Annotated in this window: 3 protein-coding genes; all 3 read left to right on the forward strand. The window is 64.3% G+C overall.

All coding sequences use genetic code 11. The features are described from left to right. On the forward strand, positions 1 to 533 hold a 533-nt coding region (gene ntrB / locus EOC06_RS42975; RefSeq protein WP_245469829.1), incomplete at its 5' end, for a nitrate ABC transporter permease. An 11-nt stretch (positions 534 to 544) separates the two neighbouring features. Then, positions 545 to 1,342, forward strand: a complete 798-nt coding sequence (locus EOC06_RS19990; protein WP_027035388.1) for an ABC transporter ATP-binding protein — start codon at positions 545 to 547, stop codon at positions 1,340 to 1,342. A 4-nt stretch (positions 1,343 to 1,346) separates the two neighbouring features. Then, positions 1,347 to 2,595, forward strand: a 1,249-nt coding sequence (locus tag EOC06_RS42980) for an NAD(P)/FAD-dependent oxidoreductase (protein WP_245469830.1), incomplete at its 3' end; no start/stop codon positions are given.

A 2,595-nucleotide genomic window follows, 5' to 3' on the forward strand; every position in this document is an offset into this window, starting at 1 on the left:
GCGTCGCGCTCGGCGCGCTGGTCGGCCAGTCGATCTGGGCGATGCGCGGCCTCGACCCGGTGTTCCAGATCCTGCGCACGGTGCCGCCGCTGGCCTGGCTGCCTCTGTCGCTGGCGGCGTTCCGCGATTCCAGCCCGTCGGCGATCTTCGTCATCTTCATCACGTCGATCTGGCCAATCATCATCAACACCGCGGTCGGCGTGCGTAACATCCCAGAGGATTATCGCAACGTCTCGCGCATCCTGCGGCTCAACCAGTTCGAGTTCTTCGTGAAGATCATGGTGCCGGCCGCCGCGCCTTACATCTTTACCGGCCTGAGGATCGGCATCGGCCTGTCCTGGCTTGCCATCGTCGCCGCCGAAATGCTGACCGGCGGCGTCGGCATCGGCTTCTTCATCTGGGACGCGTGGAACTCGTCGCGGCTGCCCGACATCATCGTCGCGCTCGCCTATATCGGCGTCACCGGCTTCTGCCTCGACCGTCTGGTCGCGGCGGTCGGCGCCTTCGTCACCCGCGGCACAACAGCAAAGTGAGGAGAGGGGCGATGACGGCCTATCTGAAGCTCGACCATATCGACAAATCCTTCACGCGTGGTGCCCAGGTCAGCGAGGTGTTGAAGGACATCAGGCTGACCATCGACAAGGGCGAATTCGTCTCCATCATCGGCCATTCCGGCTGTGGCAAGTCGACCTTGCTCAATCTGATCGCCGGGCTGACCAAGGTGTCCGCCGGCGCCGTGCTGCTCGAGGACAAGGAGGTCGATAGCCCCGGACCGGAACGCGCCGTGGTGTTCCAGAACCACAGCCTTTTGCCGTGGCTGACCGTCTACGAAAACATCAATCTGGCGGTGTCGAAGGTCTTCGGTCGTTCGAAGAGCAAGGCCGAGCGGCATGACTGGATCATGCGCAATCTTGACCTCGTGCAGATGGCGCATGCCAAGGACAAGCGGCCGGCCGAGATATCGGGCGGCATGAAGCAGCGTGTCGGCATCGCCCGAGCGCTGGCCATGGAACCGAAGATCCTGCTGCTCGACGAGCCGTTCGGCGCGCTCGATGCGCTGACGCGCGCCCATCTGCAGGACGCGGTGATGGACATCCATTCCAGGCTCGGCTCGACGACGATCATGATCACCCACGATGTCGACGAGGCGGTGCTGCTTTCCGACCGCATCGTCATGATGACCAATGGCCCGGCGGCAACCATCGGCGAAGTGCTTCCCGTGCCGCTGGCGCGGCCGCGCCGGCGCGTCGAACTCTCTTCCGACCGGACCTTCCTGCGCTGCCGCGAGGCGGTGCTGAAGTTCCTCTACGAACGCCACCGCTTCGTCGAAGCCGCGGAGTAGCGCCATGAGCGAAAGACTTGTCATCATCGGCAACGGCATGGCCCCCGGGCGCATGCTCGAGCACCTGCTGGAACAGGCGCCGGGCCGCTACACCGTCACCATCTTCAACGCCGAGCCGCGCGTCAATTACGACCGCATCATGCTGTCGCCGGTTCTGTCGGGCGAGAAAGCCTATGAGGAGATCATCATCCACGGCGACGGCTGGTACATCGCCAACAACATCACCCTCTACAAGGGCCACAAGATCGTCACGATCGACCGGTCAACGAAGACCGTCACGTCAGATCATGGCGTCACCGAACCCTACGACAAGCTCGTCATCGCCACCGGCTCGGTACCGTTCATCATCCCGGTGCCCGGCCATGACCTGCCGGGCGTGCTGACCTATCGCGACCTCGACGATGTGCAGGCGATGATGCTCGCCGCCCAGTCGCGGGCCAAGGCGGTGGTCATCGGCGGCGGCCTGCTGGGTCTGGAGGCGGCGGCGGGCCTCAACGCGCAAGGCATGGACGTCACCGTGCTGCATGTCATGCCGACGCTCATGGAGCGCCAGCTCGATCCGGCGGCCGGCTATCTCTTGCAGCGTGCGGTGGAACAGCGCGGCATCAAGGTCATCACCAAGGCCAACACACAGGCGATCACAGGCAACGGCAAGGTCGGGCAGGTGGAGCTTGCCGACGGCACCATTATCCCAGCAACGCTTGTGGTGATGGCCGTCGGCATCAGGCCGAATTCGGCGCTGGCGAAACAGGCCGGCATCGCTGTCAACAGGGGCATCGTCGTCGACGCCGGCATGCGCAGCAACGATCCCGACATCTACGCGCTCGGCGAATGTGCCGAGGTCAACGGCCAGGTCTATGGCCTCGTCGCACCGCTCTACGAGATGGCGCGCGTCACAGCCAGCCAGCTGGCCGGCAACGAGGCGGCGGCCTTCGTCCATATGGACACGCCGACCAAGCTCAAGGTCACCGGCATCGACCTGTTCTCGCTCGGCGACTTCGCCGAGGGCGAGGACCGCCAGGAGATCGTGCTGCGCGATGCGGCCGCCGGCGTCTACAAGCGCCTTGTCCTGAAGGACGACCGCATCATCGGTACCGTGCTCTATGGCGAGACGGCTGATGGAGCCTGGTTCAACGACCTCAAGAAGAAGCAGACCGATATTTCCGAAATGCGCGACACGCTCATCTTCGGCCAGTCCTACCAGGGGGGTGCCCCGCTGGACCCTATGTCGGCCGTTGCAGCCTTGCCGGATG

Origin of the sequence: Mesorhizobium sp. M7A.F.Ca.MR.362.00.0.0 (assembly GCF_004023175.1) — a bacterium.
Classification (GTDB): domain Bacteria; phylum Pseudomonadota; class Alphaproteobacteria; order Rhizobiales; family Rhizobiaceae; genus Mesorhizobium.

Excerpts from the sequence above, each read along its gene's own strand:
- EOC06_RS19990 (WP_027035388.1), top strand. The coding sequence starts at position 545 with ATGACGGCCTATCTGAAGCTCGACCATATCGACAAATCCTTCACGCGT.